This window comes from Pseudoalteromonas haloplanktis ATCC 14393, from assembly GCF_000238355.1.
Classification (GTDB): Bacteria; Pseudomonadota; Gammaproteobacteria; order Enterobacterales; family Alteromonadaceae; genus Pseudoalteromonas; species Pseudoalteromonas haloplanktis.
Genome location: NZ_AHCA01000006.1, coordinates 72,940 through 86,010, shown reverse-complemented (window position 1 = coordinate 86,010; position 13,071 = coordinate 72,940). Strand labels below are relative to the sequence as shown.

The window sequence follows — 13,071 nt, the reverse complement described above, 5'->3', positions numbered from 1 at the left end:
ATAATTATTAAAATTTAAACTCGGCATGCCCATTGCTTCGGTTAAGGTATACCCGCTTAGTTTTTAATTTAGGAGGAATTATGAGTAATAGTAAAGTCGCTGAATTTACCGCCCCTGGGATGAATAGTGAAGCTGCAGAGCAAGCAATTGCACAACTCGACAACCGTATGGTTGCATTAATTGATTTGCAGCTTACCTTAAAACACATTCATTGGAATGTGGTGGGTCCTAACTTTATTGGTGTACACGAAATGCTCGACCCGCAAGTAGCTGCTGTTCAAGAGATGACAGATACTATCGCAGAACGTATTGCCACATTAGGTGGCGTGCCAGTAGGGACACCTAAATCAATTGTTGATCGCCGCTCTTGGGAAGATTACTCAATTGGTAAAGGATTAGTGAAGGATCACCTTGTGGCTCTTGATAAAGTATACAACGGGGTAAATGGCGACCACCGTAAGGCTCTTGAGAAACTATCTGAGCTTGATCCTGTCTCAGAAGATATGATCATCGCGCAACTTGCTGAGCTTGAGCAATTTCAGTGGTTTGTGCGTGCTCACATTGAATCATCAACCGGTGAATTACAAAGCTAACCTAGCAGCTATTTACTTGCTTTAATAGCCTCTATTAAAGCAAGCACTTAAACAAAGGCCAAGCGTTTAACGCTTGGCCTTTTGTAATTTAAACACTTTTTATACCCAAACCATCAATTAAGTATCAATTTTGCGCTTACTATATTAAATTTTGAACTGGCCAACGAGATCACCCAAGCTTTCGCCTCGCTCAGCTAAATGATGGCTAACCGTTGAAGTCGTTTTTATTGAGCGGGTAAGTTCATTAACTATTTCTTGAATAGCAAAAACATTGCGATTAATTTCTTCAGTCACACTGCTTTGCTCTGTAGCTGCGGTGGCAATCTGTGTACTCATATCATTAATAGTTGTCACGGCGCTTGTTACCGCGCCTAAACTTTCTGAAATAGCTCTTGATGACTCAACTGAGCGATTACAACTTTGCTGACTGGCTAACATTGCCTCAACAGCTGCCGTGACAAGAGTATGTAACTCGTTAAGCATTTCATTTATTTCTAACGTACTTTCTTGCGTACGACTGGCAAGGCTTCTCACTTCGTCAGCAACAACAGCAAAACCACGGCCTTGCTCCCCTGCTCTTGCAGCTTCAATGGCCGCATTAAGGGCAAGTAAATTAGTTTGCTCAGCAATGCCACCGATAACACTTAATACGCTATTAATTTTTTTCGACTGTTCACTTAATGAATTAACCTGCTCAGCGGCTTGATTAATTTCTTTCATTAAATTTGAAACTTCATCTAAAGAAACATCGACGCATTGTTGAGCATTGGCAACGTCTTGAGTAGCTGACTGAGTCGATACTGCAACTTGCGTTGTATTTTGTGCTACTTCCTGAGAGGTGGCAGACATTTCTGTAATTGCAGTGGCTACTAATTCTGTTTCGTGATTATGATTTAGTAATTGGTTTTCAATTAACTGAGTTTGCGTATTAATACTATTTGATGAGTCTTTTACATCACAAGTTACATCCGCTACATTAGCAATAATACTATGTAACTTACTCACAAAAACATTAAAGGAGTTACCTAGTTGACCTATTTCATCGTGGCTATGAACTTCTAATCGCTTAGTTAAATCGCCTTGTCCTTTTGCTATATCATCTAAGCTTTTAACCATATTTTGAATTGGTTTAACCATAGTATTAGCCGCAACTAAAGCAAAAAACACCGTTAAAATCACCCAAAATAATGCGATCAATAATAATGTCGTTACTTTTTCATTCATGTGTTCTTGTATTGTCATTTGATATTTAGCAAGCTCGGCTTCAATATCATCCATGTATTCACCTGTCCCTATCATCCAATCAGTGCCAGGGATCATCGCTGCATACCCTATTTTTTCAACTAAACCAGATGTATTAGGTTTTTGAAAATGATAATAAAAAGCACCACCACCTTGCCTAGCTTGCTCAAGTAAGCCAACGATGATTTTTTTGCCGTTAGGATCTGTCATTGCTATCTGATTTTGTCCTTCAATGGCATCACCTAAAAGCGCATGAAAAATACTTACGCCTTTTGTATCATAGATAAAAAAGTAACCATCATTACCAAACGTAAGGTCACGCAATGCATTTATTGCATCTTCTTTAGTACCTTTAGAAAGTCCGTAACTAACAACTTTACGGCCTATCTCAACCTCGTTTGCTAATAGACTTTCTTTATCAGTAATCAATTTTGCTTTAAATGATGCAAAATTTAGTTGTTGATTATGGTGCTCTAAATAATATGAGCTGGCCATTAAGCTAATTAACAGCAGCGTGAATGGTAATATAGCTAATAACAACAGCTTGTTTTTCAGACTTAAATTACTCATTTTATCCCTCGTGTAACAATGTAGAAGCTCAATGGTATTGCTACATCAAGAGCTTATAAAACCTAATAATAGTACCTATTTACAATAAAGTATTTATTCGAAACTAAAGCTACCCACATGCTATATTCACATATAAATTCTCGATATAAGACAAATATATAGAAATTGATATTAACTCTATCGTGTAAGAAATAATCATGAAGATGAATAATACTTTGCAACGCCGCAGCGTCACTTTGCTACCTAGGTTTGAGTGCAGCCGCATTGTACGCGTTTAGTACCTAGAGTAAACACTTTAAAACAGATTACGCCCGCTCATCTTTTGGCGAATCCATAACTATATGTGATGTTATAGTTCGTACTTGTGGGATTGACCCTAATACATCTGCATGAAACGCTTTATAAGATTTTATATCCGCCGTTTCTACTCGTAACATATATTCAAAAGAACCTGTCACGTTATGACACTCTTTTACTTCATCTATAAACTCCAGTGCTTGCTCAAACGCACGTTGCGATTGTGTCGAATGCTCATTTAAACCCACACCTACATAAGCGATAAAGCCTAGTCCAAATGCTTGATTATTAATAACGGCGCGATAGCCTTTTATCACGCCTGTTTTTTCTAATTCTTGTACACGGCGCAGACAAGCGGACGGCGATAAACCGACATGCTCAGCAAGCTCTGCGTTAGCTATTCGGCCATTGATTTTTAACTCTTGCAATATTCTTTCGTTAATTCGATCTTTTTTCATATTTTTCTACCAAAAAAAAATATTTAAAACGGAGTTAGCGCAAAAATTGCGTTTAAATAAGAATATAATTGCACAATCATTCTCCACCGAGCAACTAAAAATGAATATTGAATTATTATCTGCATTAGTATTATTTGCATTTGTTTCTTCTATCACCCCTGGACCTAATAACTTCATGTTAATGAGCTCAGGGGCTAACTTTGGCTTTAGACGCACAGTGCCGCATATGTTGGGGGTCGCATTAGGGTTTGTATTAATGTTAGTACTCGTTGGTCTTGGGGTAATGCAATTATTTGATTTATTTCCAACCAGCTATCAAATACTTAAAGTGTTGTGTATTGGCTACTTATTTTATCTTGCCTATAAAATTGCCACCAGCCAAACAGCTGAAGGTAATAACCAGGATAAGGCTAAGCCTCTTACGTTTGTACAAGCTGCACTATTTCAATGGGTGAATCCGAAGGCATGGACCATGGCACTGAGTGCCATGAGCGTTTACGCTCCATCAAAAAACGTCCACGCAACACTGATCGTTGGCTTGGTTTTTGGTTTAATAAACTTGCCCTGCGTGAGCTCATGGACACTGCTAGGGCAAAAGCTACAACATCATTTAAAAGATCCGCGGCGTTTGCAAAGATTCAATATAACAATGGCTTTGCTATTAATAGTCTCAGTGTTATTTAGTATGGTTTAAAGCCACGAACACCAATAAGGAAGCTTAGCAAATACTAAACTTCCTTTATAATAGCTCTAAAGCTATAACTCTAGAGCTAACTCTTTTGCTTATACACCATTAATAACATCGCTGGCAGCACAGTTAAGCTCACGACTGTTGATACGGCAATACCACACAACACGATAATCCCCACCCCACGATACAACTCAGAGCCTTCACCAGGAATAAATACTAAGGGTGCTAAACCGCACAGCGTTGTCATGGTTGACATAACAATGGGTTTTAAACGCGTTTCAAGTGCGCTAATAACCGCCGGGTAAGCCTCAATACCTGCCGCTAAATTACGACGACTTTGATCAACAATCAGAATTGGGTTATTAACCACAGTGCCTAATAAGATCAAAAAGCCAAGCATAGTGATCATGTCAAACGGTTGATGGAAGCCACCAAATACAGCGCCAAATCCATTGATTAGATTAAGCCCTAATAATCCACCAGCCATTCCTAATGGCACGGTTGCCATAATAAATAATGGCTGGCCCCAATGTTTAAAAATAGCGACTAACAATAAGTAACATAACGCTAGAGCGACAATAAAATTACCACTGAGGGCATCGCGTGTTTTTTCTAATTGATCTGCCGCACCGCCAATACTGATGTTCACTCCTGGGAGCAAGTCACCTTGTTGCTGAAGCTGCGGCAATAGCTGCTCACGCACTAGTTGCTGCGCACGCTCAAGTGCCACATCACGCGGCGGAATAATATAAACGGTTACAGTACGACGACCATCAACTCGGCGTAAACTGTCACTGTCGGCCTTTTCGTTTAGGTTAGCCAGCGCATTTAACGGCAGTAACCCCTGCGAGGTTACTACCGGTGCTTGCTCAAGCCCCTCTAGACTTTGGTTATTACCCGCTTCAGAAAATATAAACACGTCGACCTTATCATCATCTAAAATAAGCTCATCCACATAAGCGCCATCACTTAACGCCGCAACGGTATAACCTAGCTCATCAGCGGTCATGCCCACCTCAGCAAGGCGCTGCCAGCGTGGCTGAATTTCAATTAAAGGCTGATCGAGAGTTAATGAAGAAGGCTCTGAATCCACTTGTGGATTATCAAACACCTCACTGGCCAGGCGGTAAACGGCATCGGCAGCGCGGTATAAATCCACTTGTTCGGTGCCGCTAATATCTAAGGCAACTGCACGCGTGCCGCCATCATTGCTTGAAATAATTGAGCCTCGCGATGAAAACGCCCGCATGCCGGGATAACTTTTAAATTTGGCGGTGATTGCCGCCATCATCGCATCAATATGTTCAGGATTATTAGGTTCACTTAAAAACCAAATATTGCCAACACCAACCGATAATGAATAATATTTCAACGAAGGTAATTCAGTATTACCTTGCTCAAAGTCAGCACTCGGCGCATTTAAATGCTGATTAAAGTAAGTTAGTAATTCATCGCCAATTTTTTGCATGTGGCTCAAGTTATAGCCTGGTGGGGCAATCATCATTGAAAATGCCTTCGGCTCTTCCCCTTCAGGCAAGTATTCAGCTTCTGGCATAAATAACCAAGCACCACCTACCAAGCCTATCACAGCCACAACAACGCATATAATCCGCTGCATTTTTGAGGCTAAGAAGGATGGAATAAACCGTGGTAACCGCATCGTAGAGGTCATAGCGGTATCCGCTTTTGTAGTACACGCAAATCGCGCTGATGCGGCCGGCACCACTAACAAAGCCACTAACATAGAGGCGATAATTGCCCCTGAAATTGCAATAGCAACATCAGAGTACAGTTGCCCCGCTTCTTGCACAATAAACAAAATAGGCGCAAACACCAACACGGTTGTCATCGTTGACGCTAATACAGCAGGCCATACTTCTTGCACCCCTGCAATTGCAGCGTCGAGCTTTGACAGTCCACGTTGCTTAGCTTGTTCAATATTCTCAAGGACTACAATGGTATTATCCACTGTCATACCAATAGCAAAAGCTACCCCAGCTAATGAAATAACATTAATAGTGCGGTCAAATAATAAGAGCCCCAAAAATGCAGCAATAGTACAAATTGGTACGCCCATTACACCTATTAAAGTCGAACGTGGGCTTTTCAAAAACCAAAACATCACTAAAGTTGCCAGTAATGCACCAATTCCTAAGTTGGTCCAAACATTTTTAACTGACCCTTTTACATAACGTACATCATCACTGAGCAAGGTTAATTGCAGGCCATTTTGTGCCAATAAATCACGGTTAATGCGCTCTACCACCGCAGTCATTTCATCTTTAATGGCCATCACGTTTGAGCCACTTTCGCGGCGCACCGACAGCATTAAATTTCGCTCGCCATCGTTATATGACACATCGCGCAATTCATAGTGATCTAACTGTACTTTCGCTACATCTTTGAGCCGTACTGTACGGTCTTGATCTTGTGCAATCACTAACTCTTCAAGCGCTTGCGCTGATTGAAAGCGTCCTACCATACGTAATAAGTATCGGCGCTTGCCGCTGTCAATGTCACCGGCTGATGCATCTTGGTTTCGGCTGCGAATGGCATCTCTTACGGCAACTAAACTAATGTTTCTACTGGCAAGCTTTTGCTGATCAATTAATATCTGTATTTGATATAACGCTCCGCCACGTACATTAACTTGCGATACACCTGCTACACGCTCCATTTCTGGGCGAACATTGTCTTGCGCAAAGTCCCGTAGCATATCGATATCAATATTCAGCGGATTCCCTGCTAGCGGCTTTAATGAGAAAAACATAAACGCGTTCGATGAAAACGAGCTACTGTAGAGCACAGGTTGATCAACATTCTCAGGATAGTTAGGCACTTGAGCTAATGCATTACTTACATTGATCAATGCTTCATTAACATCAACGCCAAACGGAAATTCAAGTTCTACTTCAGCTTCACCGGTATTGGCATAACTCGACATCCGCTTTAAATTTGGTAATGAGCGTAAATACCGCTCTTGCTCTATGAGGATTTCTTTTTCCACATCTTGTGGGGTCGCACCTGGCCACTGCGTTACCACTGTTATTGTGCGTACATCTAAATCAGGGATCATCTGCACCGGAATTTTAAACGCAGCTACAAGCCCTAAAATACACGAAATAAGCACTGCAACAGCCACCAGCGTTGCGTGTTTTACCGCACCTTGGAGCATTATTTAGCCCCCGTTTGCGTTACTGCTTTAACCGCTTGACCATCTTGGAGCAGTTCATTACCTTGCGTAACCACCCACTGTCCAGCACTCAAGCCTTGTGTTATCTCAACGTGGCCATTCATACGTGAGCCCACTTTAACACTTTGCCTTGTGGCAACATCTTCAAATACTGTAAAAACGCTAAACCCGCCATCAGGGTGACGTAACAACGCATCTCGCTCAATCACTACGCTCGCTTTAGCACTAGGTTTTAATGCGATTTCTGCTGTTGCCGACAACCCAACTTGTAAGTCTGCTGAATTAGTAATAGCTAAGCGCAGTAAAAAGCTGCGGTGTGTTGTATTCACGACCGGCACTTTCGCTATAACTTTTGCACTAAACGTCTGATCTGGACGTGAAGCTAAATATACGTCAACGGCAGTTTCAATATCTATCGCTGAGAAATGCTCTTGTGGCATATATAGATCAAGCCAAAGCGATTCATTACTGACTAATTCAAAGGCACTTTGCCCGCGGGTAACCCACTCACCTAAATCCACCATACGTTTAGCCACGATCCCATTAAAGGGGGCAACCAATTGGTGGCGTTTTAAAAGCTGTTGTTGATAAGTTTGATTTGCTTGTGCTTCGAGTAAACTTGCTTGCGCGCCTTTAACAGCGGCTTGCCTATCTGCCAACTCAGTTTGCGCAAACAGTTTTTGCTTAGATAGTGACTGTGCCTCAGCAAAACGCCGCTTGGCGTCATCAACGGCCACTTGCGCACGCGCGACATCAGCATCATTGGCTTGTAATTGCGCTTTTATTAACGCGGAATCTAACGCCAGTAGAGGCTCACCCTGTTTTAGGTATTGCCCTGCTTCTGCATATATTTCAGTAATTACTCCATCAGCAAGCACTGAAAGTTGAGCATGACGCTGTGCTTTTAACGATCCCGTAAGGGTTATTTTTGGCACCAACTGCTGCTGTTTAACCTGCTGTGTTACCACATTCACAGCTTCTGCCGCAAAGCCCAATGAGTTAAAAAACATTAAGCCAACAAACCAACAACACATAAAAATTTTCAAGATAACTCCTTTACTATCTAAGAAAAACTATCCAATACAAACTACTTAATAAAAACGACTTATTAAAGGCATGCTACTTTGTTAGATAAAGTTTAGATTAAAGCCTATGTCTAACAACATACCCAGCAATTTAATAAGGATACGGCTACTATAATGCAAACCCCGCCACGTAAACAAGAATCATTTGCAAAACAGTGACTTTAAACGCAAAATAGCGGCAATAAAAAGTAATTAAACAACTGGAGTACGTATGAGACAGCAAGCACTTTATGAGGCCAAAAAGTTAGTGTTTCAAAAAAGTAGTGGTGTTATGTCTACCCTCTCGCATAATTTAAGAGGTTACCCGTTTGGCTCAGTAACCCCTTATATGTGTGATGAACAAGGGCGTATTTACTTTTTTATTAGTGACATAGCGCAGCATACTAAAAACCTACTGCATGATAAACGTATGAGCCTAACGGTGTTTGATGCCGCTGAACGAGGCGATCAAAATGAACATGGCCGAGTAACCATTGTCGGTGATGGCAGCTTAGTAAGCCAAGAGCACGCCGAGGTCCTGATTAATAAGTACGTCACCTTATTTCCTGAAGCACAAAGTTATCGCAATGCTCATGACTTTAATCTGTGGCAATTAGATGCAATACGGGTGCGCTACATTGGTGGTTTTGGCAAAATATTTTGGCTAGAACAAACCGAGTGGCAACAGCCAAGTAAGCAATGGGACGAGTCACAAGAGCAAAGCATGATTGAGCACATGAATGCTGATCACCAAGATGCCATGAGCCTGATTTTGAAACAGCACTGTAACCTTGATGACGCATCACCAGTTATGAGTGGTTTATTACCGCAAGGCTTTTACCTACAAAGCCTAAACCGTAACTATTACATTGCATTTGATGAGCCGTGCGACAGCCCAATGGCGGTACGCAAAGCGCTCGTTCAATTAACCAAGACTGCGCGCGAAGCCAGCTAAAGTCGGTATTGCTTTGTAACAATTAAATGGTGTTAAATTAGGCAAATTGCATATACCCTAAAATCGATACTAATTTAGGAGAAGACCATGAAAGACTTACAAAAACTAGTAGGTAACCTCAGTAAATCAGGTGCATTGAGTGGCTTTTTAGGCGGTGTTGCTGGCGGTGGCTTAACAAGCCTAGTGGGCGGTAAAAGCAGTAAGAAGACCGGTAAAAAAGCAATTAAATACGGTGCATTAGCTGCCGTAGGAGGCCTTGCTTGGAAAGCCTATAAACAATATTCAGAGCAACATAAAGCAACCCAACAGCCAACACCAAAGCACACGAACCGTTTTGATTTTACACCTGCGACCATGCCAGAGCAGTGTTTCTCGCAAGTCGTGGAAGATGAAAGCGGTTCGGGTCAATTAATCTTAATGCGTGCCATGATCGCCGCCGCTTATGCTGATGGCCATATCGACGAGACAGAGCGACAAAAAATATTTGCTCAAGTAGAGAGTATGACACTTTCAATGCAAGAAAAAGCCATGCTGTTTGATGAGCTACGTAAGCCAATGACACTCTCGGAGCTTGTGCAAGCTGTGCCAAATGCACAAACGGGGATCGAAGTATACACTGCAAGTGCCAGTGCAATTGACTTACAACAGCCCATATCACAACAATATCTTGATGCACTTGCTGATCAGCTGTGTTTACCTAGCGAATTAGTGAGCAGCATCCACCTGCAATTAGCAGCTCAATAACGACTCGTCCTTCTCTACCGCGCGTTTCAAAAAATAACAAATTCCCCCAAGATATGAATTCAGCATCTTGGGAGGAATTTGAGTATACATACACTAATATTAAATTTACTATCCACGTGTAATTACGATTAACTAGGAAACTGTTGTGCTGTCGCGTTTGTATGATTTTATGCCGGGTTTAAACACTTTATTTCATTATGAACGAAAGTGGTTTACTGATGATTTCAGAGCTGCACTGTCTGTTGCTGCTGTTGCTTTGCCCGTTGCAATCGCCTACGCACAACTTACTGGTGTAAATGCCGCCGTTGGTCTGTATTCATGTATCTTACCCATGATCTTATACGCCCTGTTTGGTAGCTCAAAACAGCTCATTGTTGGGCCAGATGCTGCAACCTGCGCAGTTATTGCAGCAGTAGTCACCCCACTTGCCGCAGGTGATACGGTCAAACATTGGCAATTAGTTGTCACTATGACCGCTATGACGGGCTTTTGGTGTTTAATTGCCAGCAAATTTAAATTAGGTGTACTGGCTGACTTTTTATCTAAACCTATTCTAATGGGTCTGTTAAACGGGGTGGCTATCACGATTATTGTTAGTCAACTTTCAAAAGTAATTGGCTTTACCTTCGATGAAAAATATTTATTGGAACGCTTAGCCGCAGTACCTACTTATTTATCACAAGCTCATATTCCCACCCTGTTAATGGCTCTATTTACTCTTGCTGCTTATTTTGCCATGAAGCGCCTAAAGCCAACCTGGCCTGCTGCCATGTTTGCCATCGCGTTCGCTGCCATATTAGTCTGGCTTTTTAATTTAAAACAATTTGAAATCAATACCATTGGCACAGTCACTGGTGGTTTACCAGTATTTAATACACCCATTTATGATATTGGTATTATTCGTGAGCTTGTAGTGCCAGCGCTGAACTTAGCGATCGTGAGCTTTGTTAGCATGATGCTGACTGCCCGTAGTTTTGCCGCCAAAAATGGTTATGATATCGATGCGGATAAAGAATTTAGAGCCTTAGGTATTGCGAACTTTGCCTCGGCATTATCACAAGGTTTTGCCGTCAGCGGTGCAGACTCTCGTACTGCCGTCAACGATGCTAGCGGCGGAAAAACACAGCTGGTTTCAATCATCGCAGCCGCTATTATTGCCATCATTGCACTCTTTTTAACCGCACCGCTGGAGTTCATACCCAGTGCCGCATTAGGCATAGTACTAATTATTGCTTCAATTCATTTATTAGACTTAAAAGCAGTATGGCAATTAAAACGCAAAGATAAACACGCCTTTTACCTTGCGCTGGCAACTTTACTTGCTGTGTTATTTATTGGCGTTATACCGGGCATCACACTGGCCGTACTATTGGGATTATTTCAGTTCATTCGTACCGTAATGCGACCAACCGACACTGTATTAGGTGTTGATATCAACGGGGTAGTAAGAAGCCTTGATAGCACAGATAAAGCCAAAGCTGTGCAAGGTGTATTTATTTATCGCTTCAATTCGCCCTTAACTTACTTTAATGCAGGTTACTTTAAACGCCGCTTGTTAGAGCAATACGCACGGCAAAAAGACGACACTCAGTGCGTTATTATTGATGCTGTGCCTTGTTTTACCCATTTAGATTTAAGTGTGATGGCGATGCTTGCCGATTTAGACGTGATATTTAAAAAGCGTAACATTCGATTAGAAATAGCCGGTAGAAAACGACAGCTCCTTTCATGGTTTGACGTTGCTGGTATGACATCTGGTAAAGAAGGTATCTACGTACATTCAGACCTATATGTAGCGCTACAAAAAAACAGGGTTAGTCAGCCCTCACAGGAAGTAAGTCAGTTTGCAGCAGCTGATAATGAGGGAGTGTAGGAGTTTGCAAAAATCTAATATCGAAATCAGGCCGCTGCTGGCCTGATTTTTATATGCTCTGATCGCAAAATTAAACTTTTGGATAGTTTGAAGGAAAAAACGCACGACGCGCTTGTTCATCAAACTCTTTTTTAAAGTTGATATCAGTGCCCACCTTACGAGCACGTTCAACTGCCGGGCGGCTATCAATACGTGTGAACCAGCGTTGTAAATTAGGATATGGCGCTAACCCTTCTTCGCCTAAAACAACGGTTGCTTTATCTATCCAGCCCCATGCAGATACATCCGCAATTGTAAACTCATCACCGACGATAAACTCACGCCCTGCAAGGTGAGTGTCTAATACCTCATAATGACGTTGCGCCTCACGTAAATAACGGTTGATAGCGTAATCGAGTTTCTCTGGGGCCGCGTGTCTAAAGTGTACTGATTGCCCTGAGTAGGGACCCAAACCTGACGCGATAAACATTAACCACGACAGCATTTCAGCGCGATCTCCTGCTTTACCCGCCAGTTTGCCGTACTTTTCAGATAGGTACATTAAAATAGCGTTTGAATCGAATACTCGAGTTTGGCCGTCCATTATGGCTGGCGCCTTGGCATTCGGATTAATCGCTTTAAATTCTGGCGTATGCTGCTCACCCTTTAAGGTATCAACTGGCACAAGTTCGTATGGTAACCCTGTTTCTTCAAGAAAAAGTGCAACTTTCATTGGGTTAGGCGTATGGTGAAAATAAAATTTGATCATGTTGGGCTCCTCAAAATTGAATAATGATTAAAGCACAACTTGAGCGATCGTTCAAATTATAGTTGAAGGTAAATACAGAGATGCTTAAGCTAGGCATAGAATCTGCCTTACTGAATTGTCATTGTGACAATTAGTACGTCTACTGTATTGAGATATACAAACCTACACGCAGAATTAACTAGCGCTATTTAGTTGATCAGGCCTTTTTCACAAACTTGGCTGTTACCATCATTTCCCCTACCCCATCCACTTTGCAATCAAGTTGGTGATCTTTTGTATCTTTGATCCAGCGGATCACCGCTTTAGTGCCGATTTTTATGACTTGCGAACTGCCTTTAATTTTTAAATCTTTAACGACAGTGACTTTATCACCTTCAGCTAATAGCGTGCCGTTGGCGTCTTTTACATTAATTTCATCGTCTAATGCGGCGCTGGCAGGATCCCACTCATAAGCACATTCAGGGCAAATTAGTAAGCTTTGATCTTGGTATACATATTCAGATTGACACTTCGGGCATGCAGGTAACGACATAATTTAACTCAGGTATTAAAATTTACCTGTATGGTAATGGCTCAATGTTTATTTGTCTATTTGTAGACATTCAGAGTAAAGCACTTGGAAAACCCCCTTGATTATTCTAGT

At 41.7% G+C, this 13,071-nt stretch carries 11 protein-coding genes; 5 read left to right on the top strand and 6 right to left on the bottom strand.

Features of this window, described 5'->3' with window-relative positions; all coding sequences use genetic code 11:
• The first annotated feature begins 80 nt into the window (after positions 1–80).
• Positions 81–593: a DNA starvation/stationary phase protection protein Dps gene (gene dps, locus PHAL_RS0112605; protein WP_016708776.1), complete on the top strand. Its 513-nt coding sequence runs from the start codon at positions 81–83 to the stop codon at positions 591–593.
• A gap of 144 nt (positions 594–737) precedes the next feature.
• Here dps and PHAL_RS0112600 read toward each other — a convergent pair whose 3' ends face one another.
• Both PHAL_RS0112600 and PHAL_RS0112595 read right to left on the bottom strand, forming a co-directional pair.
• The gene (locus PHAL_RS0112600) at positions 738–2,405 is read right to left on the bottom strand and encodes a methyl-accepting chemotaxis protein (protein ID WP_016708775.1); all 1,668 of its coding nucleotides are present in this window, start codon (positions 2,403–2,405) and stop codon (positions 738–740) included.
• A 305-nt stretch (positions 2,406–2,710) separates the two neighbouring features.
• The gene (locus PHAL_RS0112595) at positions 2,711–3,160 is read right to left on the bottom strand and encodes an Lrp/AsnC family transcriptional regulator (RefSeq protein WP_016708774.1); all 450 of its coding nucleotides are present in this window, start codon (positions 3,158–3,160) and stop codon (positions 2,711–2,713) included.
• A 100-nt stretch (positions 3,161–3,260) separates the two neighbouring features.
• Between PHAL_RS0112595 and PHAL_RS0112590 the strand changes: the two genes are divergently transcribed.
• Complete coding sequence (locus PHAL_RS0112590) at positions 3,261–3,854, top strand: LysE family translocator (RefSeq protein ID WP_016708773.1); 594 nt, start codon at positions 3,261–3,263, stop codon at positions 3,852–3,854.
• A gap of 76 nt (positions 3,855–3,930) precedes the next feature.
• Here the strand turns inward: PHAL_RS0112590 and PHAL_RS0112585 are convergent, their stop codons facing one another.
• Both PHAL_RS0112585 and PHAL_RS0112580 read right to left on the bottom strand, forming a co-directional pair.
• Entirely contained in the window at positions 3,931–7,026 is a 3,096-nt protein-coding gene (locus PHAL_RS0112585) for an efflux RND transporter permease subunit (RefSeq protein ID WP_016708772.1), read from the bottom strand.
• Positions 7,026–8,090: an efflux RND transporter periplasmic adaptor subunit gene (locus PHAL_RS0112580; RefSeq protein ID WP_016708771.1), complete on the bottom strand. Its 1,065-nt coding sequence runs from the start codon at positions 8,088–8,090 to the stop codon at positions 7,026–7,028. The genes PHAL_RS0112585 and PHAL_RS0112580 overlap by 1 nt, the downstream gene beginning before the upstream one ends.
• Positions 8,091–8,340: 250 nt before the next feature.
• Between PHAL_RS0112580 and PHAL_RS0112575 the strand changes: the two genes are divergently transcribed.
• The 3 genes from PHAL_RS0112575 (at position 8,341) to PHAL_RS0112565 (ending at position 11,680) form a co-directional block, all read left to right on the top strand.
• A complete protein-coding gene (locus PHAL_RS0112575; RefSeq protein ID WP_016708770.1) occupies positions 8,341–9,063 on the top strand; it encodes a HugZ family pyridoxamine 5'-phosphate oxidase in 723 nt (240 codons plus the stop codon).
• Between the two features lie 87 nt (positions 9,064–9,150).
• A complete protein-coding gene (locus PHAL_RS0112570; protein ID WP_016708769.1) occupies positions 9,151–9,807 on the top strand; it encodes a tellurite resistance TerB family protein in 657 nt (218 codons plus the stop codon).
• 145 nt (positions 9,808–9,952) lie between these two features.
• Positions 9,953–11,680 carry a SulP family inorganic anion transporter gene (locus PHAL_RS0112565; protein WP_016708768.1) on the top strand — a complete coding sequence of 576 codons (1,728 nt, stop codon included), beginning with the start codon at positions 9,953–9,955 and terminating at the stop codon, positions 11,678–11,680.
• 70 nt (positions 11,681–11,750) lie between these two features.
• Here the strand turns inward: PHAL_RS0112565 and PHAL_RS0112560 are convergent, their stop codons facing one another.
• Together PHAL_RS0112560 and PHAL_RS0112555 are read right to left on the bottom strand one after the other, a co-directional pair.
• Positions 11,751–12,428, bottom strand: coding sequence for a glutathione S-transferase family protein (locus tag PHAL_RS0112560; RefSeq protein ID WP_016708767.1), 678 nt, complete (start codon positions 12,426–12,428; stop codon positions 11,751–11,753).
• Between the two features lie 196 nt (positions 12,429–12,624).
• Positions 12,625–12,960 carry a zinc ribbon domain-containing protein YjdM gene (locus PHAL_RS0112555; RefSeq protein ID WP_016708766.1) on the bottom strand — a complete coding sequence of 112 codons (336 nt, stop codon included), beginning with the start codon at positions 12,958–12,960 and terminating at the stop codon, positions 12,625–12,627.
• Between the last annotated feature and the right edge of the window lie 111 nt (positions 12,961–13,071).

Bases quoted from the DNA above. Each gene is read 5' to 3' on its own strand.
- dps (WP_016708776.1), top strand. From the start codon at position 81: ATGAGTAATAGTAAAGTCGCTGAATTTACCGCCCCTGGGATGAATAGT.
- PHAL_RS0112600 (WP_016708775.1), bottom strand. From the start codon at position 2,405: ATGAGTAATTTAAGTCTGAAAAACAAGCTGTTGTTATTAGCTATATTA.
- PHAL_RS0112595 (WP_016708774.1), bottom strand. From the start codon at position 3,160: ATGAAAAAAGATCGAATTAACGAAAGAATATTGCAAGAGTTAAAAATC.
- PHAL_RS0112590 (WP_016708773.1), top strand. From the start codon at position 3,261: ATGAATATTGAATTATTATCTGCATTAGTATTATTTGCATTTGTTTCT.
- PHAL_RS0112585 (WP_016708772.1), bottom strand. From the start codon at position 7,026: ATGCTCCAAGGTGCGGTAAAACACGCAACGCTGGTGGCTGTTGCAGTG.
- PHAL_RS0112575 (WP_016708770.1), top strand. From the start codon at position 8,341: ATGAGACAGCAAGCACTTTATGAGGCCAAAAAGTTAGTGTTTCAAAAA.
- PHAL_RS0112570 (WP_016708769.1), top strand. From the start codon at position 9,151: ATGAAAGACTTACAAAAACTAGTAGGTAACCTCAGTAAATCAGGTGCA.
- PHAL_RS0112560 (WP_016708767.1), bottom strand. From the start codon at position 12,428: ATGATCAAATTTTATTTTCACCATACGCCTAACCCAATGAAAGTTGCA.
- PHAL_RS0112555 (WP_016708766.1), bottom strand. From the start codon at position 12,960: ATGTCGTTACCTGCATGCCCGAAGTGTCAATCTGAATATGTATACCAA.